Annotated in this window: 15 protein-coding genes, 2 tRNA genes, 1 other RNA gene and 1 pseudogene; 6 read left to right on the top strand and 13 right to left on the bottom strand. The window is 60.3% G+C overall.

Translation table 11 applies throughout. The features are described from left to right. Nucleotides 1-166: 166 nt before the first annotated feature. From LPB405_RS03645 to LPB405_RS03630, 4 genes are all read right to left on the bottom strand, one after another. Nucleotides 167-937 (bottom strand): heme ABC transporter ATP-binding protein, encoded by a 771-nt coding sequence (locus LPB405_RS03645; RefSeq protein WP_219101932.1) that lies wholly within the window; start codon nt 935-937, stop codon nt 167-169. Beyond that, nucleotides 934-2013, bottom strand: coding sequence for a FecCD family ABC transporter permease (locus tag LPB405_RS03640; RefSeq protein WP_219101931.1), 1080 nt, complete (start codon nt 2011-2013; stop codon nt 934-936). Before LPB405_RS03640 ends, LPB405_RS03645 begins: the two co-directional genes overlap by 4 nt. Beyond that, nucleotides 2013-3176, bottom strand: a complete 1164-nt coding sequence (locus LPB405_RS03635) for a heme/hemin ABC transporter substrate-binding protein (RefSeq protein ID WP_219101930.1) — start codon at nt 3174-3176, stop codon at nt 2013-2015. The genes LPB405_RS03640 and LPB405_RS03635 overlap by 1 nt, the downstream gene beginning before the upstream one ends. A 184-nt stretch (nt 3177-3360) precedes the next feature. After that, nucleotides 3361-5721 (bottom strand): HtaA domain-containing protein, encoded by a 2361-nt coding sequence (locus tag LPB405_RS03630; protein ID WP_219101929.1) that lies wholly within the window; start codon nt 5719-5721, stop codon nt 3361-3363. A gap of 235 nt (nt 5722-5956) precedes the next feature. Between LPB405_RS03630 and LPB405_RS03625 the strand changes: the two genes are divergently transcribed. Further along, on the top strand, nt 5957-6619 hold the full coding sequence (locus LPB405_RS03625) for a biliverdin-producing heme oxygenase (RefSeq protein ID WP_219101928.1): 663 nt from the start codon (nt 5957-5959) through the stop codon (nt 6617-6619). A gap of 123 nt (nt 6620-6742) precedes the next feature. Here the strand turns inward: LPB405_RS03625 and purL are convergent, their stop codons facing one another. From purL to LPB405_RS03590, 7 genes are all read right to left on the bottom strand, one after another. Continuing rightward, nucleotides 6743-9061: a phosphoribosylformylglycinamidine synthase subunit PurL gene (purL, locus tag LPB405_RS03620; RefSeq protein ID WP_219101927.1), complete on the bottom strand. Its 2319-nt coding sequence runs from the start codon at nt 9059-9061 to the stop codon at nt 6743-6745. 25 nt (nt 9062-9086) lie between these two features. Continuing rightward, a complete protein-coding gene (purQ, locus tag LPB405_RS03615; protein WP_005507195.1) occupies nt 9087-9899 on the bottom strand; it encodes a phosphoribosylformylglycinamidine synthase subunit PurQ in 813 nt (270 codons plus the stop codon). 5 nt (nt 9900-9904) lie between these two features. Further along, a complete protein-coding gene (gene purS, locus LPB405_RS03610; protein WP_005507194.1) occupies nt 9905-10156 on the bottom strand; it encodes a phosphoribosylformylglycinamidine synthase subunit PurS in 252 nt (83 codons plus the stop codon). A gap of 122 nt (nt 10157-10278) precedes the next feature. Then, nucleotides 10279-11229 carry a 3-methyladenine DNA glycosylase gene (locus LPB405_RS03605; RefSeq protein WP_219101926.1) on the bottom strand — a complete coding sequence of 317 codons (951 nt, stop codon included), beginning with the start codon at nt 11227-11229 and terminating at the stop codon, nt 10279-10281. Nucleotides 11230-11349: 120 nt separating this feature from the next. Continuing rightward, nucleotides 11350-12645: an aspartate kinase gene (locus LPB405_RS03600; protein WP_219101925.1), complete on the bottom strand. Its 1296-nt coding sequence runs from the start codon at nt 12643-12645 to the stop codon at nt 11350-11352. Between the two features lie 201 nt (nt 12646-12846). After that, complete coding sequence (recR, locus tag LPB405_RS03595; RefSeq protein WP_219101924.1) at nt 12847-13986, bottom strand: recombination mediator RecR; 1140 nt, start codon at nt 13984-13986, stop codon at nt 12847-12849. A gap of 179 nt (nt 13987-14165) precedes the next feature. After that, a complete protein-coding gene (locus LPB405_RS03590) occupies nt 14166-16991 on the bottom strand; it encodes a DNA polymerase III subunit gamma and tau (RefSeq protein WP_219101923.1) in 2826 nt (941 codons plus the stop codon). 229 nt (nt 16992-17220) lie between these two features. Between LPB405_RS03590 and ffs the strand changes: the two genes are divergently transcribed. The 5 genes and pseudogenes from ffs (at nt 17221) to LPB405_RS03570 (ending at nt 18494) form a co-directional block, all read left to right on the top strand. Next, an RNA gene (gene ffs / locus LPB405_RS03585) (signal recognition particle sRNA small type) lies at nt 17221-17317 on the top strand. A 199-nt stretch (nt 17318-17516) separates the two neighbouring features. Continuing rightward, a tRNA-Ser gene (locus LPB405_RS03580) sits at nt 17517-17605 on the top strand. 118 nt (nt 17606-17723) lie between these two features. Continuing rightward, nucleotides 17724-17843 (top strand): annotated as a pseudogene (locus tag LPB405_RS09050) (type II toxin-antitoxin system VapB family antitoxin); the annotation flags it as partial. Between the two features lie 120 nt (nt 17844-17963). Beyond that, a tRNA-Ser gene (locus tag LPB405_RS03575) sits at nt 17964-18051 on the top strand. 119 nt (nt 18052-18170) lie between these two features. Continuing rightward, entirely contained in the window at nt 18171-18494 is a 324-nt protein-coding gene (locus LPB405_RS03570; protein ID WP_219101922.1) for a type II toxin-antitoxin system VapB family antitoxin, read from the top strand. 143 nt (nt 18495-18637) lie between these two features. Here LPB405_RS03570 and LPB405_RS03565 read toward each other — a convergent pair whose 3' ends face one another. Then, entirely contained in the window at nt 18638-19333 is a 696-nt protein-coding gene (locus LPB405_RS03565) for a TetR/AcrR family transcriptional regulator (protein ID WP_005509262.1), read from the bottom strand. Between the two features lie 109 nt (nt 19334-19442). After that, complete coding sequence (locus tag LPB405_RS03560) at nt 19443-20495, bottom strand: hypothetical protein (protein ID WP_219101921.1); 1053 nt, start codon at nt 20493-20495, stop codon at nt 19443-19445. Nucleotides 20496-20618 lie beyond the last annotated feature (123 nt).

The following is a 20618-nucleotide window of genomic DNA, read 5'->3' as shown; positions in this document are numbered from 1 at the left end:
CCCTGGAATGAGCTGATATTTCAGTCATTCCAGAACGGAGATTTAATATATGCGAATACTGGTATATTTTGAGGTAGAAAGTGTATGCGGGACAGTTCGCTAACGCCCCATAGAATCAGCGCGCTAGCAGAGTTAGCGCACCAGCAGAGTTAGCGTGCTGGCAGAATCAGCGCTCGGGCAGAATCAACAAACGATTCGTCACCGGATGCCTCAACACCTCAATCGGATGCTGATACACCTCAGACAACAACTCCGCCGAACACACCTGCTCAGGGGCTCCCGAAGCAACCACCTCGCCACCACGCAACAACACCATACGGTCAGAATACGCAGCCGCCACATCCAGATCATGAAGCACCGTCAACACCGCAGCACCCTCAGCAGCCAACTCACGGCTCACCCGCAACGTCTGTTCCTGATGCGTAATGTCCAGCGCCGCAGTCGGCTCATCCAAAAGAATCAGCGGAGTCTGCTGAGCAAACACACGCGCCAAATGCGCACGACCACTCTCACCACCGGACAGAGTCGTAATATCGCGATCCGACAAATGAGTCACCGACGTACGCTCCATCATCGAAGCAACCACGGCGTCATCCTCTTCAGCGCGCTCCGTACCCTTCCACGGGGTACGGCCCATCTGAACCACCTCGTGCACCGTATACGAAAACGCCACATTCAACTTCTGCAGCAGCATCGCACGCTGACGCGCCATCTGACGGGCATGAATCGAACCCAGAGGGGCGCCATCCAGCAGAATCTCGCCGCTACTGGGCGCAATATCACCAGCAATCACACCCAACAGAGTCGACTTACCGGCACCATTGGGGCCAATCAGCGAAACAACCTCGCCCGAAGAAACTGACAGGGACACATCATTCAAAATCTGACGCCCACCAGCGTTAAAACACACACCGGACAGGCTCAACAACTCACTCACGAAGCACCTCCGCCCTGACCCAGGGAACGACGCAACAACACGAAGAACGTCGGGCCGCCCACCAAAGCCGTAAAAATACCAATCGGCAAATCAGCAAAAGGTACCAGCGTACGCGCACCCAAATCAGACAGCGCAATCAACAGGGCGCCACCCAACGCCGAAGCCGGCAACAACACACGATTCGACGGACCCAAAATCATGCGTAACAGGTGAGGAATAATCAGACCAATAAACGCAATAATGCCCGCATACGCCACCGCAGCACCCGTCAACAAAGCCGTCGCCGCAATAGACACCGCACGCAGACGCTCCACGTTCACGCCCGAATGCTGCGCCGCACGCTCACCCAACGCCAGAACATCCAGCGAAGAAGCCATCACAAAACACGCCACCAAGCCGATCAGAATAACCGGCCACACGCTCGCCACAGCCTTCCATGTGGAACCGTTCAGCGAACCCATCTGCCAGAACACAATCTGATCGCGGCTCGTCGTATCAGCAATAAACATGAGGAACGCAATAATCGCATTCGCCACCGCGGTCACCGCAATACCCGTCAAAATCATCGACAGGACCTTCGCACGACCCGAAGAACGCGACAGGAAATACACCAGCGCAGTAGCCGCCAACGCACCCACAAACGCGAATGCAGGAGTCGTGAAAATACCGAAGAACTGCAGGTTCAACACAATCGACAAACACGCGCCAACCGCCGCACCCGAGGAAACACCAATCACGCCCGGCTCAGCCAACGGGTTACCAAACACCGACTGCATCACCGCACCGGAAGTACCCAAAGCGGCACCCACCAGCACGCCCAACAGCACACGCGGGAAACGGATATTCCACAGAGTGCTATCCGCCAGCTGCATCGCCGGGTTCTCCGGCGCAAGACCCAGGCGGCGGCCCACAGAAGCAATCACCTGATCAGTCGGGATATAGTACTGACCCAAACCCGCAGACAGCACCATCACAACGCACAGTGCCACCGCCAAAAACGTAAACGTCAGACCGGCACGACGCCGACGCGAAGCACGATAATCCCGCGCACCCGCCGCACTTTTCACGGCAGCCACTACTGGCCCCCCGCAGGAGTGGAGTACGCAGCCTTAGCCAGCGACAAAAGCACCGCCGGAGTATTCGGGCCATAGGACAGAATCTGGCCGTCACCCATATCGATAATGCGCTTATTCTTACCGGCAGTCGTCTCACCCACACCCGGGCGAGCCAAGAAACCATCCAAACCGCCGGTGGACTTAATGCCGCCGCTCATGGTCAGAATGACATCCGGGTTCAGCTTCACCAGCGCTTCACTGGTCGCCGGAATAATATTCGTCGCGTTCTGCTCAGACGCCACATCCTTGCCGCCAATAGCCTGAATCAAATCGTCAGCGCCCGAACCCTTGCCGAGCACGAAGAACACGCCAGCAGTACCGCGCACGTACAGGAACGCGAACGACACCTGCTGCTCACCCTTCGGGGCAACATCCTTGAGCACCTGCAGAGCGTAATCAAGGTCCTTCTGCACGCGGGCAGCAACCTGCTCGCCCGCCTCCGGAACACCAAGTGCCTGCGCAACAGCCTTGAGCTGCGGAATGATCTTATCCATACGACGCTCATGATCGAAGACCACCACGGTCACACCCGCAGCGCGCAACTGATCCACAATCTCAATCGGGCCGTTGCTCTTATCCCACAGCACCAGGTCCGGGGAAGTCGCCAGAATCGCCTCAGCGTTCAGATCGTGACCGTTCTGAGTCACCAGCGGCAGATGAGCCAGCGACTGCTCAGTCGAGGAGGTGACACGACCGACCAGGCGACCGCCCAGACCCAGCGCAATCATCTGCTGAGCCAGAGTGCCGTACAGGTCCAGTGCCAGCACACGGTCAGCGGACTTAACGGTCACCTCGGTGCCGTTGAAATCCTTGAAGGTCACCGGGAAAGCCGGAGTGGGGGTATCGACCATCGGCTGAATTTCGGGGGTATCCGCGGCGCTATTGGGGCCGCGCAGAGCCTTCTGATCAGGGGCAATAGAAGAACGCAACTGATCGGCAAGGTTCTCCAAAACGGTGCGGGTGCTCTGCTCATCCACCACAGCCTGCGAAGTGCTTGAAGAAGAGGCCGGGTTCTGAGTACCCACACCGCAAGAGCTCAGCAGAAACGCGGAAGTGATGGAGAACGCCGCATACTTCATTGCATCGCGGCGGTTCAGGGCAGAAGAAGGAAGGGAAGAAAACATCGTCGTCTCACAGAAAAAAGGGAGTTAAGAAAAACTGGGGTAGGCGTCGGGGTAAAACCTGGCACCTGAAGCGGGGGTGCAGTGAAAATCTGCACCCCCGCACGGACCGTGTCGGCTCACCGGTGAACCTCGTGATTGAGTCTCACAGGCGAGCCGACAGTGTGGGCATCCTCGTGAGGTGCCGTTATGCCTTCTTGCGGCGGCGAGTGTACACGACGGTACCCGCACCGGCTGCAACAGCGATGAAACCTGCAACCAGGGTGCCCTCAACACCGGACGCACCGGTGGAAGCCAAAGGCTTGCCGGTGACCGGGTCGCAACCCTCACCCTCGTAGACGGTCTCGGACACGGTCTTGGTGGTGGTCTTCGCGCCGTTAATCGTCGCGGAGAAGCTCAGCGGAGCCATGTCCTTACCGGCGTCGTAGAAGCCAGCGAACGCCTTCGCGCCCTCAGCGGTCAGGGTGGTTGCCGCACCGTTGACGCTCACAGCGTCAGCGGAGCTCTGCAGACCCGAAAGATCCACCTTCAGCAGTGCCACCTCACCATAGTTAGTTGCCTTGCCGGAGGGGTCATTGCTGTTCATGGTTGCGTAGAGAGTACCGGAATTGCCGTTAATCTCAAGGCGCGGGTTCGCAATGGTGGTGTCCAGAATGCCGTGGTGACCGGTGAAACGAACCGAACCGCTGAAGGAGATGGAACCCTTACCGCCCTTGAAGGTGCCGGTACCGTTAGACCAGTTGAACGCATCCGAAGAGTAGGAGGTGCCGTCCAGCTCCCAGCTACCGTTCGCGATGCCGCCGCGCACGTAGTTGCGGAAGGAATCACGCACGCCCCAGCCAAGGTTTGCGCTCTTAATGGTGCCGTCGGATGCGCCCTGCTCCTGCACCTCGCGGGTGCGGGTGACGGGTACGCAGACCGGCTGTGCCGGGTTGTTGCTGACAGAACCGTTCGAGGAGGAACCGCCGTTAGAAACGCTGCCGGAGGTGCCTGCCGAACCATTAGAACCGGAGCCGTTAGCGCCGGAGTTACCGGAGGAGTTCGAGGAGCTGTTATCGGAGGAGCCGTTCTCAGAACCCTTGTTATCGGAGGACTTGCTCTCAGAGACGCGGGGAACCTCAACGGTGTTCTCCGCGGTCTGCTCGCTGAGCTTTACGGAGAAGCTCAGCGGTGCCATGGCGTTGTCGGCACCGCGGTACTGGCCCGCGAAGAGCACCTCGGAGCCTTCAGCGGTGAGCGCGACTGCCGCGTTCTGCGCCGAGAAAACGCCGTCCTTCACGCTCGCGGAGGAGAGGTCCACCTCAGCAATAGCCAGACCGGTCTTAGAAACGGACTTGCCGTCGCGAGTCAGCGCGTCAACATCAGCGACCAGGGTGCCCTTGCCGTTGACGACGACCAGGCGCATGTTCTTGATGGTGCTCTTGAGCTGACCGTTGTGGCCGGTGAACTCTGCGGTACCCGCAAAGTTGATCTGACCGGTCTTGGTCTCGGGGTTGTACACGCCGGATGCCTGAGTGTACTTGAAGCCGCCAGCCGCGGTCTTCTCCATGCCCTCAACGTTCACGGAGCCGTGCGCGAAGCCGGTCAGGTACTTCAGGAAGGACTCGCGGATATTCCAGCTGAGGGTGCCGGACTCGACGACGTTGCCGGTGACTTTTTCTTCACGCTTGGGTTCGGTGGTTGCGGCGGGGGAGGAGGGTGCCGCGGAGGTGGGAGCTGCGCTCGGTGCTGCAGAAGTGGGCTCGGCGGGCTTGGGTGCCGCGGTGGTCGGCGCGGAGGAAGGCTCGGCGCTGGGCTCCGCGGTCGGCGCTGCAGTCGGCTCGGCGCTGGGTTCAGTGCTGGGCTCAGGGCTCGGCGCGGGTGCTTCCTTAGTCACGATGGTTGCGGAGAAGCCGAGCGCATCCAGCTCCTGACCAGCCTTGTAGAAGCCGGCGAAGGCGCCGGTCGCCTCTTCAGAGAGCTTGACGCGGGTGCCGTTTTCCTCGTCAACGCTGGGCAGAGTGATGGTGTTACCCTCAACCTTCAGACCGGAGGCGTTGAAAGTACCGATGGTCATGTTCTTGGTTTCGACCAGGTCGTTCGGGGTGGTGTTGCCGTTGTAGGGGCGCGACTGAACGTTGGCGCGCACGGTGCCCACGCCGTCCTTAATGGTGACGGAGAGGTCGGAAATGATGACTTCCAGCAGGCCGTGGTGTGCGGTGTAGTGGATCGAGGAGCCGGTGAAGGTGACGGAGTATTCGCCGTTGGCTACGGTGCCTTCGGCGGAGGTGAAGTGGTAGGAGCCGTCTTCATTGGTGGTGACGCCGGTCAGTTTCTGGGAGCCCTGGGAGAAGGGGCCGTTGATGTAGGAGCGGAAGGACTTCTTCAGGCCCCAGTTGACGGTGACGTCCTGCAGGCTCTGCTCTGAGGCTGCGGTTACCTCACCGGCGCTGATGTGGGAGTTGGTTTCAGCTGCGAAGGCTGCGGGTACGCCGGCGACGCCGCTGAGGCCGATGGTTGCCGAAGCCAAGAACGCCCAGGTGCGCTTGGTGAGAGAGGGGGTAGACATTCGGTGTCTCCTTGAATTAGTGATTGTGGTGTTCGTATCAAGTCTAGACCTATTAGCCTATGTTTGTGTAACTTAATGCCTAGGGTGACTTGTGCATGAGGTATACCTTAGCAAAAGTTTTTGAAAACTATTGCCAAAATCGGTTTTTGGTGACAATATGTCATTGTCAGGTTTTAGTGACATCGTGTCACTAAAACATTTATTGTTCACCCACAACCCACTTTAGGAACTCACAATGACCGTGACCGCCCCCGAAACCACCCAGGAACGCTTCTCCGCACGCCTGAAGGAAAGCACCAAGCACGTCCACGACAACGCCGAACACTCCACCTTCATGGAAGACCTCATGGGCGGAGCCCTCAACACCGAGGCATACCTGCGCCTCATCAACCAGTACGTGCACATCTACGAAGCACTCGAAGCGGTCTCCGCACACTACCGCGCAGAACCCAACCCCATCACCGACCCCTTCACCCACCCCGGCCTCGACCGCGCAGAATACATCCGCGCAGACATCCGCGCACTCGGTCAGGACGGCGACATCGACGCGCCCCTGCCCGCAACCGCAGAGTACGTAGAGCGCATCCGCGCCACCGTCAACTCCCCCGAACGCTACCTGGCCCACCACTACCTGCGCTACCTTGGCGACCTCTCCGGCGGCCAGGCAGTCGCAGCGCTCGTCACCCGCCACTACGGCATCCCCGCCGAAGCGCTGAGCATGTACCGCTTCACCGAACTGCCCAAGCCCAAGGTCTTCAAGGACGGCTACCGCGAACTGCTCGACAACGCACCCCTGACCGACGAACAGCGTGAAGCCCTCATCGAAGAATGCATCGAAGGCTTCCGCATCAACGCCTCCCTGTTCGCGCAGCTGGGCCGCAAGGTCGCCGAGGCATAAACACCGAACGCCTCAACGCTCAAGGCACAAGTTCGCGGGCACAAGCCTGCGGGCATAACAAAAGGGGCGGATGCTTTCACAAGCATCCGCCCCTTTCGGCGTTAGTTTCAAACTAGTCGAAGACTAGCCCTTCGCAACCTCACCGAAGTAAGAAGCGAGAGTACCCTCGTGAGCTGCACGCAGCTCATCCAGGTCAATGGAAACCTCATCCTGGAAGTCCAGAGCGTTCGACGCAGCATCCACCACACCAATACGTGCGAAGGGGAACTGGCGAGCGGTGCACATATCCTTGAAGCGCACCTCCTCAGAACGCGGAACCGAAACCACAACGCGGCCCAGGGACTCCGAGAACAGCAGGGTGAACAGGTCCACACCGTCACGCTCAGCAACCTCACCCAGACCAATGCGGGCACCGGTGTTGAAACGCAGGCAAGCCTCCGACAGAGCCGCAGCCAGACCACCAGCAGACACGTCGTGCGCGGCATCAATCATGCCGTCACGAGACATGTTCACCAGCATGTCACCCAGCTGACGCTCCAGAGCCAGATCAACCTTCGGCGGCTGACCGCCCAGGTGACCCTTGAAACGAGCCCATTCGGAGCCGTCCAGCTCATCACGGGTAGTACCCAGCAGGTAGATAGCCTGACCGTCATGCTCAGGAGCCCAACCCGAAGGGGTGCGGCGGGTGACGTCATCCATCACGCCCATCATCGCCACCACGGGGGTCGGGTTAATAGCCTTACCACCGGTCTGGTTGTACAGGGACACGTTACCGCCGGTCACCGGAACACCCAGCTCCATGCAGCCATCAGCCAGGCCGCGAACAGCCTCAGCAAACTGCCACATGACGTCCGGGTCCTCGGGAGAACCGAAGTTCAGGCAGTCAGACACAGCCACGGGGCGTGCACCGACGGTCGCAACGTTACGGTACGCTTCAGCCAAGGACGCGCGAGCACCCTCGTACGGATCCAAGTAGGTGAAACGCGGGGAGGCGTCGGTCGCCAGAGCAACACCGAGGTTGGTGTTCTCGTCCACGCGCACCACACCGCCGTCGTCCGGCATGGACAGGGCGGTGTTGCCCTGAACGTAGCGGTCGTACTGGTTGGTGATCCAGGACTTGGAGCACATGTTCGGGGACGCCATGAACGCCTTGATTGCCTCGCCCAGCTCCTTACCGCGCGGGCGGGAATCGTCGGCAGCCGAACCGGTGAAGTGGTTAGCCTGGACGTCATCCTGCCACTCGGGGCGTGCGTAAGGACGCTCGTAGGTCGGGCCGTCGTGCGCGACGGTGCGGGGGTCAACATCCACGATGACCTCGCCGTCCCACTCGATGACCAGGCGGCCAGAGTTGGTGACCTCACCGAGGAAGGAGTACTCCACGCCCCACTTGTTCATGATCGCTTCGAAGCGCTCCACGTTCTCGGGGGAGACAACAGCCATCATGCGTTCCTGAGACTCAGACATCAGAATCTCGCCCGGGGTCAGGGTGGGGTCACGCAGCAGAACCTTGGTCAGGTCGACGTGCATGCCGCCCTCACCGTTAGAAGCCAGCTCGCTGGTTGCGCAAGAAATACCCGCAGCACCCAGGTCCTGAATACCCTCAACCACGGAGCCCTTGAACAGCTCCAGGCAGCACTCAATCAGAACCTTCTCAGCGAAGGGGTCGCCCACCTGAACGGCAGGACGCTTCGAGGGCTTGGTGTCATCGAAAGACTCGGACGCCAGCACCGACGCACCGCCGATGCCGTCGCCACCGGTGCGTGCACCGAACAGAACAACCTTGTTGCCCACGCCCGATGCGTTCGCCAGGCGGATGTCCTCGTGACGCATAATGCCCACAGCCAGTGCGTTGACCAGCGGGTTTGCCTGGTAGCAGGAATCGAACTCAACCTCGCCGCCGATGTTCGGCAGGCCCAGGGAGTTACCGTAACCACCAATACCGGCAACCACGCCGCCAATAACGCGGGCGGTGTCCGGGTGATTAATCGCGCCGAAACGCAGCGGATCCATCACAGCAATCGGGCGTGCACCCATGGAAATAATGTCACGCACAATACCGCCCACACCGGTCGCAGCACCCTGGTAGGGCTCCACGTACGAGGGGTGGTTGTGGGACTCAATCTTGAAGGTAACAGCCCAGCCGTCACCAATATCGGTCACACCGGCGTTCTCACCGATACCGACCATCAGGTCCTTCTTCATCTCATCGGTGACCTTCGCACCGAACTGCTTCAGATGAACCTTAGAAGACTTGTAGGAGCAGTGCTCGGACCACATGACCGAGTACATTGCCAGCTCAGCCGCGGTAGGACGGCGACCAAGAATCTCCTTAATATCCTCGAACTCGTTCTCCTTCAGACCCAGTTCAGCCCAGGGGAGTTCGGTGTCCGGGGTTGCCGCCGCGTGCTCGACGGTGTCGAGGTTAAACTGCTTTTCGCTCATAACTTCTTAGAATCCTTGTCGTGCGTTAGCGGGCGTTAATCAGGTTGGCAAGAACGGAGGTGAACACGCCGAGACCATCGGCGCCACCGCGCAGAGAAACCTCACCAAAACCGGAAGAGGAAGGACCGAAGCCGGGCTCCACAGCGTGCTCCGGGTGCGGCATCAGACCGACCACGTTACCGCGCTCATTGCTGATACCAGCAATGTCATTACGGGAACCGTTCGGGTTGAAACCAACGTAGCGGAACACCACGCGACCCTCAGCCTCCAGCGCCTCCAGAGTCTTCGGGTCAGCAACATACTGACCGTCCTGGTTCTTAAGAGGGACAACAATCTCCTGGCCAGCAGCGTAATCGCTCGTCCAGGAGGTGGAGTTATTCTCAATGCGCAGAACCTGGTCACGGCAAATGAACTTGCGGTGATCGTTCTTAATCATCGAACCGGGCAGCAGGTGAGACTCAGTCAGAATCTGGAAACCATTGCAAATACCCAGAACAGGCAGGGGAGCGGAACCGGAGGTACCAGCAGCGTTAGCGGCATCAATCACCGAACGCATCACGGGAGCCTTCGCAGCAATAGCGCCAGCACGCAGGTAGTCACCGTAGGAGAAACCGCCAGGAATAATGACGGCATCAACGTTCTTCAAATCAGCGTCGTCGTGCCACAGCTCAACGACGGTACCGCCAGCCAGACGGACAGCACGCGCAGCGTCACGGTCATCCAGGGTGCCGGGGAAAGTCACCACGCCAACGCGTGCGTCAGCGAAAGCGGGGTTCGGGGAGTAGCTAGAGAAGTCGCCAACCAGGGGGACTTCAGTGGGTGCGAGGGACTCTGCCATAGGTATTAGTCCTCCAGAACCGAAACGTTCACAACGTCTTCGATGACGGGGTTCGAGAGCAACTCTTCAGCAGCCTTGCGGGCAGCTGCGAGGTGCTCCTCGGTTGCCTCACCCTCGACGGTCAGCTCGAAGCGCTTACCCTGGCGAACATCAACGAAGGAATCAACGCCGATACGGGGCAGCTCGTGAGAAATAGCCTTACCCTGCGGGTCAAGAATTTCGGGCTTGAGCATAACATCAACAACAATACGGGCCATGTGTGGGCACTCCTTGGGTGCGTGGGTTCTGTATGAGCCGTATCTCATCTTACCGTACTAACGACCGTAACGGGGGTATGCGTTCGGTTGGTGGATACCCTAAGAGGCTCGAATCACGTCTTTTACGCCTCGAGGGGCGGAAGATAGCGCTCGCACACCGCAAGCAGGCGCTCACGTAGCCCAATGGAACGCTCCGACAGCTCACGCTGAATGCGTACGTATTCAGCCTTGCCCTCGGTCGTCTCCACCGGAATCGGCTCGTACCCCCAGTCGCGAATATCGTAGGGGGCGGCGCGCATGTCCAGCTCGCGCGCATCCCACGCCAGGTCGAAACAATCCATGACCAGGGTTGAATCAACCAGAGGTAGCAGCTTGTACGCCCACTTGTACACGTCCATATTCGCGTGCAGGCACGCGGGCTGTTCCAGGACGCGCTGCGTCTCGCGGGTCGGCTGCAGCTCGTTCAACGGTGCCGCCTGCGGCATGAAGAAACGGAACGCATCAAAGTGCGAGCAGCGGATGCGGTGCTCCTCCACCACGCGGTCCGTGCCCTCCGCACCCAGGCGCAGCTGTAGGTAGTCGTGGCGAATATTGTTCTCCACCGACTTGTACGCCATCGCCCACTCGTGCATGCCGAAGCAACCGAACTGGCCCTTCTTTGCGGCCGTGTTACGCAGGATCTCGTGGGTGAAGGCGAGGGCGGTGGCGCGGCGCTCCACGAAGTCGGTGACGTCCACGGTGACGGCGGAGGCGGCATTCACCTGGGCGCGCGCCACCTGCAGGGAGCAACCAGCCTCAAGGAGTTCCTGCTCGGTTGCGGGCCGGTAAAAACGCCAGGAGGCGCGCTCGGGCGCATCCAGCAGGATGATGCCGGCTCCGGGGTGCCAGCGCTTAAACTGGCCGGGCTTGAGCGTGTAGTAGGTGAAGAGGAAGTCTTCCACAGGGTGCACTTCGTGGCGGGCGCGACGCTGCGCAAACGGATCGGCGTAGCGGCCGGCACGCGCCTCATGTGCTGCCTCTGCGGCACGCCATTGACGGGCATCCATCACCTGGGAAAAAACAACACTACTCATGCTTCTAGGGTAGAGCACCCGCACACCCACAAATACACCAACAGAAAAAGGGGAGGGGCGGCGCCGGATCAAACCAGCACCGCCCCTCCCGAAGCGTACAGCCCACAAACGAGCTAAACCCTAGCGGCCAGTACCACCGTAAACAGTAGCCTCACCCTCTGCATCCAGACCGAACGCAGTGTGCACCGCGCGAACAGCCTCATCCAGCTTGCTCAGCTCAGTAATCACCGAAATACGAATCTCAGAAGTCGAAATCATGTCAATGTTCACGCCAGCGTTAGACAGGGCCTCAAAGAAAGTGAACGAAACACCCGTGTTAGTCTTCATGCCCGCGCCAACCAGCGACAGCTTACCAACCGACTCGTTGTAAATAACCTCCTGGAAACCCAACTCAGCCTGCGCAGCCTCCAGCGCCTTCAGCGCGGTGGGGCCCTGATCCTGATCCAGGGTGAAGGAAATATCGGTCACGCCGGGGCGGTCAGTCGGCACGTTCTGAACAATCATGTCCAGGTTAACCTTCGCCTCATTAATCAGACCGAACACCTTAGCTGCCGAACCGGGAACATCCGGAACACCAACAACAGTAATCTTTGCGCGGGTGCGATCATGCGCGACACCAGAAATCAGGGGCTGCTCCAAGGGAATCTCCTTCAGATGGGTGGGGGTCAGTTCCGCGGACTCCTCCGGAACCACAATAGTGCCTTCAAGGTTAGAGAACGAAGAACGCACGTGAAGCTTCAAATTAAAACGACGAGCATACTCAACACTGCGCAGGTGCAGAATCTTCGCACCGTTCGCCGCCATCTCCAGCATCTCCTCGCTGGTGATGGTATCCAGCTTGTGCGCGGTCGGCACGATGCGCGGGTCGGCGGTGAACACGCCGTCCACATCCGAGTAAATCTCGCACACATCAGCGTTCAGAGCAGCAGCCAGAGCAACAGCAGTCGTATCAGAACCGCCGCGGCCCAGAGTCGTAATATCGCCACTCTGACGGTTCATACCCTGGAAACCGGCCACAATCGCGATATTTCCGGCCTCGACGGACTCACGGATACGCTCCGGGTTGACCTCCACCAGACGTGCAGAACCGTGCACGCCGTCGGTAATCATGCCAGCCTGAGAACCAGTGAAAGACTGGGCCTTAGCACCCAGGTCGTTAATAGCCATCGACAGGATGGCAGTTGAAATGCGTTCACCGGCGGTCAGCAGCATGTCCAGCTCACGGGAAGGAGTGACATTGCTGGTGACCTCTGCGGCAAGGTCGAGCAGCTCATCGGTGGTGTCACCCATAGCGGACACCACGACGACCACATCGTTACCTGCCTTCTGAGTGTCCACGACGCGGCGGGCAACGCGCTTTACGCCCTCCGCATCAGCTACGGAGGAACCGCCGAACTTTTGGACGATCAGGCTCATTGATATCTCCAGGTCAGTTACTTGTGTGCTACCGGCAGACGCCGGCTCCTCATTTATAGTAGACGGCGTTCAGTGCAAGCGGCTAACTGTGCACCCGTATGTATTGCCCCGTGAAATATTACGTAGTGTTACATGGTGGCGATGCAGGGTATGGAGGCGAAGGCGCAGAGGCGGGCACAGCAAGCCTGAGAGGGCCAGTTTTTAGGTCCACGGGTTCACATAAGTGACACCCGGCAGTGGCGGAACATCCGGCTTCGGGGTGCGCAACGGGGCGTTCTGAATCGAGCGGATCTTCTCCTCATAATCGGGGGTGCGGAACACTTCGGGAGCATCTTCCGACTGCTCGGACGCGGGCGCTTCAGCGGATGCTTCTGCGGGGTCGGAGGTGGCGCTCGCCGGAGCCTCCTCAGCGGAGTCTTCGCCCAGGTCAGGGGTGGATTCTGCGGCGGTTTCAGTGCCCGAAGATTCGGTTATAGAATCAGCACCAGCGTGAGATTCCTCGGCATCCTGTAGAACCTGCTCAATCAGCTGCTCATCCACCGTGCCCTGCACGCCCTCAGGCGCCTCCGGGCGGGAACCGGCAGAATCCTCAGAATCCAGGTCGTCGAACATGCTCGAATTCCAGCGGCGACGGGTCTGCTTCGCCTCCTGAGCCTGAACCTGAGCCGCCTGCTCACGCTCCTGTTCCTCCTCGCGGTTCACGCGCTCAAAATCCTCGGCGGCAGTATGCGCCGCCGCAGTGCCCTCGCTAATGACGCGGCGGCCCTCCAACGCGCGGCCCAGGGTAATCTCGTCCGCGTACTCCAGATCGCCACCGACCGGAAGACCCGACGCCAGACGCGATAGACGCACACCCAGCGGCACGAGCATACGCGAGAGGTAGGTTGCGGTCGCCTCACCCTCAAGGTTCGGGTCCATCGCCAGAATAATCTCTTGGATGCGCTCATCCGCCAGGCGGGACACCAGCTCACGAATACGTAGCTGTTCCGGGCCCACACCCGCCAGCGGGTTAATGGCGCCGCCGAGTACGTGGTAGCGCCCGGTAAAGGAACGGGTGCGCTCAATCGCCACCACGTCCTTCGACTCCTCGACCACACAAAGCACAGACGGGTCGCGGCGCTCATCACGACAGATCGTGCATAGCTTCGTCTCGGAGACGTTACCGCACTCCTCGCAGAAGCTGACGCTGGTCTTCACCGTGGAAATGGCGTTGGCTAGGCGCGCCATATCGGCAGCATCCGCATTCAGAATGTGAAAAGCGATGCGCTGAGCCGACTTGGGGCCCACACCCGGCAGGCGGCCGAGCTCGTCAATGAGGTTTTGAACTGCTCCCTCGTACATGGCTTCTCCTTCAGATGCGGTGCGTTGTGCTGGTGCGTTGGTGCGCTGTTCTTGGGCGACGTTATGAGTATGCACCTAACCCCTGACAGTTTAGGGGCGTTTCGCGTAGCGAGTATGCGGCTGGAATGAGTGCGCCCGCCATCGGTGCGATGGCGGGCGCGGCACCTAAGACCCCGTAATTAGGGCTGGTGCAGGGGGCGTTCGTCAATGACGGTGCCACCAATAATTTTTTCGATAGCGCGCAGACCGATGAAGGTGCTGTTTTCGACCTTCTCATCATCCTCAGAGACGTAGTCCTCATCGGACGCGGCGCGTGCCGGGTGAGCCGGTGCCGCCGGTGCGCTAGGAGTCGGCGCGTTAGGAATCGGTGTGGCAGGTGCGTTAGAAGTCTGCGCTGCGGGCTTCTCATCGCTTGCCGGAGCAGTATCAGCCGCAGCCGCCTGCGGTGCCTCTGCCAACGGGCCTGCCGCCGCGAGGGGCCCCGCGGGGGCAACCGGAGCAGCGAGCGGGCCAGCCGGTGCTACAGGCTCAGCGGGGATTGCGGCCGCAGCGGGTGCCTCAACCGGTTCAGCGTAGGCGGGCTCATCCTCAAAAGGGGGCTCCTCCTCATACGGAGGTTCCTCCGCGTGAGGAGGCTCCTGTGCGAACGGGGGCTCCTGTGCACGCTGGGGTTCAGCAGCGCTCTCCTGCTGCGGAACTCCACTACCGGAGGCCGCAAAGGAATCACACTCACCAAAACCACCCGCCGGAGCAGTCGGAACCTGCTGAGCTACCGGAGCAACCGGGGGCTCAGGCGCAAGCGGGCCAGCCGGGGCTTCCTGAACCGGTGCCTGCACTGCCGCCTGGGCAGCCTGCTGAGGTGCCTCCTCGGGGGCGCTCTGCGGAATCGGGGCAACCTCCCACGCACCCAGGGGCGCATCCACGCTCGTAGACTCGGGGGTGTTTGCGCCGGTCAGCGGCTGACCGTGGCGACGCCACGCATCCTCACCGCCGCGCGGACCATCAGCCAGAGGCGCCGGCTGAGCGGGCTGCGGGGGAGTCTGCTGAACGGGCTGCTGAGGCACCTGCGGGGCAACAGTCGCAGGAACTGCAGGCTGCGCTGTGGTCGCACTGGGCGCTGCGGGCTGAGCAGCAGGCTGAGCTGCGGGCTTGACCTGCTCACCGGGCTTCGCCACCTGAGCGTGAATGGTCACCTGACGGCGCAGAAACTCACTCACGCGGGCGGTCAGCTCGGGCACAAAGCCCTTGACCGCGCGCAAAGTCGCAATGTCGGCGCTCACGTACAGGGTTGCGCCGTCCATGCGGGCGGGGCGAACCTTCATCAGCTGCTCCGCCGCACCGGGAACGCTCATTCGGTTAAGAATGGCGCGCCAATTACCCTGAACCGCCGCCAGGGGATCGTTCGGGTCAAGCTTCAGAGGCGCGGAGGGGGCACCCGCCGCAGCGGCATCAGCTACAGAAGAAGCGGGGGTATCCGGTGTCGCCGGGGCGTTACCCGCTAGGGGAGCACCAGCCGCAGGTGCGGACTCCTGCGCGGTCGGTGCCAGAGGTGCAGCACTAAGGGGCGCACCTGCCAGCGGGGGAGCACCCGCGCTAGCCTGCTGAGAGCCGCCCCGCTGAGGGGCTACCTGCTGCGCGGGCTGAGCTGCCTCCTGAACCGGGGCGCTAGGAGCCTGTGCACTAGGTACCTGAGCTTCAGTAACCGGAGTCTTAGGTGCCTGGGTCTTAGGCATTAGACCAGCCGCCGCCATACCCGCCGCACGAGCCGCAGACATGCCGCCCTGCGCCGGGGCAGAACCAGCGGAACCCGAGGAACCAGCAGTACCAGAAGCCACGCGGCGCTCCAAAACCTGCAGGCGAGAAGCCAACGCCGCAACCTCAGCGCCACCGGCAGAACCCTCCGCCGCAGGCAGAAGCAGACGAGCACACAGCAACTCCAGCTGAAGCTGCGGATTCGCCGCACCCGTCATACCATTCAGAGTCTCATTGACCGTACCCGCAGCAACCGTCAGCTCACGCTCACCCAGAGCCTGAGCCTGCTGGCCCAGGCGCTCCAACTGATCCTGCGGAACACCCTGCAAAATCTGGCCGGCAGCCTGCGGAACAGCCTTCACCACAATCAAATCACGCAGACGCTCCAGCAGATCCTCCACAAAACGGCGAGGATCCTGACCGGTCGCCACCACACGCGACACCGCGCCAAAGAGAGTCGGCGCATCCTTCGCACCCAACGCCTCAATGACCTCATCCAGAAGCTGCGCGTGGGTATAACCCAGCAGCGCCACCGCACGGTCATACTCAATACCGCTCTGCGAAGACGCACCAGCCATCAGCTGATCAAGAATCGACAGCGAATCACGCACCGAACCGCCGCCAGCACGAATCACCAGCTGCAGCACACCCGGCTCCACAGCCACCTGCTCCTGATCGCACAGGCCCTGCAGGAACGGCAGAAGAACCTCCGGCGGAACCAGACGGAACGGGTAATGGTGAGTGCGCGAACGAATCGTACCCAGCACCTTATTCGGCTCAGTCGTCGCGAAGATAAACTTCACGTGCTCCGGCGGCTCCTCCACAATCTTCAGCAGCGCATTGAAACCCTCACGGGTCACCATATGCGCCTCATCAATAATGAAGATCTTGTAACGGTCACGCACCGGCGCCAAAGTAGCGCGCTCACGCAAATCACGGGCATGATCCACACCGCCGTGGCTCGCCGCGTCCATCTCAATCACGTCAAGGGAACCGCCACCATCACGCGAGAGCTCACGGCACGAATCGCACACACCACACGGAGTAGGAGTCGGACCCTGCGCACAGTTCAAACAACGCGCCAAAATACGCGCCGACGTGGTCTTACCGCAACCACGCGGACCCGAAAACAGGTACGCGTGATTCACACGGTTCTTCTCCAAAGCGACCATAAGAGGTTCGGTCACGTGCTCCTGCCCGATAACCTCAGCAAAGGTCTCGGGGCGATAACGACGATAAAGGGCAGTGCTCACGGCAACCTCTTCAACTCGGGGGTGCGGATAGGACAATCCCTACCATTTTAGACGCTTTACCCCTCAGCCCGAGTGGCCGACAGTCACCGGCGAACACGTCACCGCACCACCGCCACCGTGACACCTACTATGGACACTCACCCGGGCGCTCACCCGGGCGGCATGTACGCCCACAGAAATACCGCGAACACACCGAATTCCCAAGAACCCAAAAATCCGGTACACTGGTTCTTGCCTCTTACGTGGCGTTATCTTGGAAAACTCCCCCAGGACCGGAAGGTAGCAAGGGTATTCGAGCTATGGCGGGTGCGTAGGAGGTTTTTTCATGCCCAAAAACGGGTACCTGGATAGTTCACACCCGTCATATGCACTGCGTGCCCGCTCCGCTGGCGCTCCGCCCAAAAACAGGGGCACAAGCATCCATAAATGTGCTTTCTGTTACTTTTCCCATTCAGGGCTTGCGTGCTTAGCAAAAGCGTAGTAAGGTTTTATTTGTTGCCTACGCAATGCGTAGAAAACATAGCTGGAGGATTCGCCTAGCGGCCTATGGCGCACGCCTGGAACGCGTGTTGGGTTAACAGCCCTCGGGGGTTCAAATCCCCCATCCTCCGCCACCGATCCCCGGTCTTAGATTCTAAGACCGGGGATTTTTTATACCCCTTGGTACTATTTCTTCAGAACCCCACGGTTACACGTGCCGCCGAGGCGCCCCATACCTGAGAAAGCACCACCATGATTTTCAAAAAAGTAGGCGATAGTCGCCCCTACCCCCAGCACGGCATGACCCACGCCGACTGGGGAGGAATCCCGCCGCAGCGGGTACGCCTCGACACCCTTATCACCACCCAAAAACAGGGGCACAAGCATCCATAAATGTGCTTTCTGTTATTTTTATTGCTCAGGGCTTGCATGCTTAGCAAAAGCGTAGTAAGGTTTTATTTGTTGCCTACGCAATGCGTAGAAAACATAGCTGGAGGATTCGCCTAGCGGCCTATGGCGCACGCCTGGAACGCGTGTTGGGTTAACACCCTCGGAGGTTCAAATCCTCCATCCTCCGCCACCGATCCCCGGTCTTAGAATCTAAGACCGGGGATTTTTTATACCCCTTGGTACTATTTCTTCAGAACCCCACGGTTCCGGGCGCCATCGGAGCGCCCCATACCTGCAGAAAGCACCACCATGATCTTCAAAAAAGTAGGCGATAGTCGCCCCTACCCCCAGCACGGCATGACCCATGCCGACTGGGGAGGAATCCCGCCGCAGCGGGTACGCCTCGACACCCTCATCACCACCCAAAAAACCCTCAACCTCGAGACCCTACTCGCCGAAGACTCCACCTTCTACGGCGACCTCTTCCCTCACGTCGTCAAATGGGGAGGCGAACTCTACCTCGAAGACGGCGTGCACCGCGCACTGCGTAACGCCCTGCACCGCCGCGCCGTCATGTATGCGCGCGTACTGGACCTGGACTCCATCTCCCCGGCGCTGCTGCCCGGCGCGTAAAAACCTACTCGCGTAAAAACCTAACCGCGTAAACGCCTACCCGAATACAGAAAATGCCGCGGACCGATGCAAAGAAGCATCAGGTCCGCGGCATTTTTGTGACGTATAACTGAGCTACGTTCCGCTACGCAGAGATACCACGCTTAGGACGCAACCTTCAGGCCCGCCTCCTGCACCGGGGATTGCTCCGGCAGGGACTCCTCGGAATCCAGGCGAACCGGGTTGCCCTCGGCGTCAAAACGCGCGCCCAGGCCCATCTGAATAAAACGGATAGTATTCAGAATCTGGCGCTCACGGGTTTCCTCATCCGGTGCGTCCTCGGCGCGACCGGCGCTTGAGGAGAGGGAGCCGTGCACGAGCATCGCCAGTTCGCGAATGTCGTTCTTCGGAATGTAGTTCTCGGCAATGGCGGCAGAAAGAATATGCGCGAGCACCATCTGCAGCTCGTGAACGTGCTTGCCGAGCTTCGCGTAGGACTCGGGGGAGAGCATGGAGCGCATCGCAGGGCCCGGAGGCAGGTGGCGGCGCGCCAGGTCGTTGATTTGCAAGCGAATGTAGACCGCGAGCTGGTCAATCGGGTTTTCGATGCCCTCCAGGCCGACGCGCAGCTCGTTGAGGAAGCGTTCGGTCTCGTCCAGGGCGTAGGCGACCAGCAGTTCGCCCATGTCGGCGAAGTAGTTGTAGACCGCGGTGCGGCCGATTCCGGCGTTCTTGGCGACGTCGGTCATGGTCAGGCCGGAGAGGCCGCGGTTGTAGAGGATCTCGCCGAAGGAGTTGAGGATGGCGCGCTTGGTGTTTTCGCGCTGGGCGGCGTTGGTTGCTGCAGAAATACGAGGCATAGTGACACTCTACCCCAAATCGTCAGCAAATGACGAATTTATCGAATGTGTCACCAAGAAATTTGCCCAATCCATGCGAATTTTCACAAATATGACAGAACGACCGGCACTACAAGAAGCCCAAACGCGTAGCAGCCGCCAAATCAGCACCCACCAACGACGCAATCGGATACCCCGTATGGCCACGCCCCGGAGTCACCTGCAACAAAGTCCGCGCACCCAAACCCTCGTAGAACGCACTACCCTCCTGCACCGCAATCCGCGCCGACCAACTCCCCTCAGAACTCGTCGCCATACGCCGACGAGCCGACGGCGAACGACCATCCAGCACACCCACATGCCAGCTCATCAACAGATGCGCATGCGAAGAAGGATTCAGCGCAGCCCGCTCACGCACCCGAGCCGGCACGCCGTCAGTACCGCCGCCACCGATAAAGGTGGCGCCACCTCCACGAATCCACTCAATATCGTGTGACAGCAGCTCGTAGCTGAGGAACTCGGCGCCACCCGAATAGCCCGCAAGCCAGATACGGCTCGTATCCACCCCGTACGCCAGGGCAATTTCCTCAATGAGGGCGCGAACCATCCTGCCGTTCGAGCGGGCACGAACCCACCAGTTATAGGTCAGCGGAGGCGCATAAGAATCACCATCGGCCAGACGCGGCTCCCGCAGGCTACCCGGCGACAGCACCGGCACCGACAGCATATTGAACTCAGCTGCCACCTGCGCCAACTCGGCACGCAACGGGGAGTCTCGGCGCAACAGGCGGCTACCCACACGGGAGAGGTGGTCGCCATCAAAATAGAACAGCACACCGGGCGCAGACTCAGACTCGAACAGAAGGTTCAGGTTATCGACCCGATAGTAGATATTGCGCCCGCGATGCGTAAACGACCGGTAGCCGAGCAGCTCAGACGAAGCCAGAAACATCGGCTCCAGCAGGGAAAGACCGGTGCGCACAGCCTGCGCCGCATAGGCAAAAAGCGGATACAGACGCGGAATATGCGCGCTCAGCCGCCGCTGGTTACGGTGCCGCCGCCTCCGCACCTGCTGTGAAGAACCCCGTACCGACCGCCGAAGCGAGGCGCGTAGCGCACGCCCCGCCCCCAGCAGGGATACCACCTGCTCAGTGCGGTGAATTCCGTGGCCCAGATTCTTCATACATTTATTGTAAATGTGCGGTCAGGAAGGCTGGCGGGGTGGTCATGAGCGTCCACACTCTTGAACGAAGCCCACAAACCTGCCGCCGGCACGGCATATAGGTACTATTAGATAGGCTCGGGT

It is taken from the genome of Rothia mucilaginosa (assembly GCF_019334805.1).
Taxonomy (GTDB): Bacteria; Actinomycetota; Actinomycetes; order Actinomycetales; family Micrococcaceae; genus Rothia; species Rothia mucilaginosa_C.
The sequence above is the reverse complement of the archived record's forward strand: the minus strand, read 5'-3'. Positions and strand labels throughout refer to the sequence as shown.

Coding starts and splice junctions, on each gene's coding strand:
- LPB405_RS03635 (WP_219101930.1), bottom strand. CDS start 3,176: ATGTTTTCTTCCCTTCCTTCTTCTGCCCTGAACCGCCGCGATGCAATG.
- LPB405_RS03630 (WP_219101929.1), bottom strand. CDS start 5,721: ATGTCTACCCCCTCTCTCACCAAGCGCACCTGGGCGTTCTTGGCTTCG.
- LPB405_RS03625 (WP_219101928.1), top strand. CDS start 5,957: ATGACCGTGACCGCCCCCGAAACCACCCAGGAACGCTTCTCCGCACGC.
- purL (WP_219101927.1), bottom strand. CDS start 9,061: ATGAGCGAAAAGCAGTTTAACCTCGACACCGTCGAGCACGCGGCGGCA.
- purQ (WP_005507195.1), bottom strand. CDS start 9,899: ATGGCAGAGTCCCTCGCACCCACTGAAGTCCCCCTGGTTGGCGACTTC.
- purS (WP_005507194.1), bottom strand. CDS start 10,156: ATGGCCCGTATTGTTGTTGATGTTATGCTCAAGCCCGAAATTCTTGAC.
- LPB405_RS03605 (WP_219101926.1), bottom strand. CDS start 11,229: ATGAGTAGTGTTGTTTTTTCCCAGGTGATGGATGCCCGTCAATGGCGT.
- LPB405_RS03600 (WP_219101925.1), bottom strand. CDS start 12,645: ATGAGCCTGATCGTCCAAAAGTTCGGCGGTTCCTCCGTAGCTGATGCG.
- recR (WP_219101924.1), bottom strand. CDS start 13,986: ATGTACGAGGGAGCAGTTCAAAACCTCATTGACGAGCTCGGCCGCCTG.
- LPB405_RS03570 (WP_219101922.1), top strand. CDS start 18,171: ATGATCTTCAAAAAAGTAGGCGATAGTCGCCCCTACCCCCAGCACGGC.
- LPB405_RS03565 (WP_005509262.1), bottom strand. CDS start 19,333: ATGCCTCGTATTTCTGCAGCAACCAACGCCGCCCAGCGCGAAAACACC.
- LPB405_RS03560 (WP_219101921.1), bottom strand. CDS start 20,495: ATGAAGAATCTGGGCCACGGAATTCACCGCACTGAGCAGGTGGTATCC.